Below are 511 nucleotides of genomic sequence, written 5' to 3'. Positions count from 1 at the left end.
AGGAAGGCGGCACCGACCCGGAGGAGCAGCGCGTCGCCGCCGTCATGGACCGGGTGGCGACCACGGCAGCAACGTGGCTCGGTGCGACGCTCTCCTGCGCCCAGTGCCACGACCACAAGTTCGATCCCTTCACCCAGCGCGAGTACTACGCCTTCTTCGCCTTCTTCAACAACAGCCCGGCGGAGACGCGCCAGAACGACCGCGCGGAGATCGAACTCACCAGCCACGCCATCGAGATCCCCGACCCGCGGCGGCCCGAGTTCGAAGTCCGTGCCGCGGCGGCGCGGCGGGTGCTCGAAGCGCTCCCCCCCGACGCGGTGGTCGAACGCCGTGCGTGGCACGCCGAACTCGGGTCCCTCGAGTCGCGACTGAAGCCCGTGACCACTCAGGTGATGAAAGAGTTGCCCGAGCCTCGCGCCACCCACGTTCTGCAGCGTGGCTCGTTCCTGAGCCCGGGCGAGCCCGTCGAGCCTGGCGTGCCGGAAGTGCTGGGCCGCATGGATCACGGCCC

1 protein-coding gene is annotated in these 511 nt (G+C 70.1%); it reads left to right on the top strand.

Translation table 11 applies throughout. From position 1 onward, the window contains the following. Window positions 1-511: DUF1549 domain-containing protein (locus tag JNK74_30435; protein ID MBL7650486.1), on the top strand; the 511-nt coding region annotated here is incomplete at both ends.

The sequence above is a fragment of the Candidatus Hydrogenedentota bacterium genome (assembly GCA_016791475.1).
In the GTDB taxonomy this organism is placed as follows: Bacteria; Hydrogenedentota; Hydrogenedentia; order Hydrogenedentales; family JAEUWI01; genus JAEUWI01.
The sequence above is the reverse complement of the archived record's forward strand: the minus strand, read 5'-3'. Positions and strand labels throughout refer to the sequence as shown.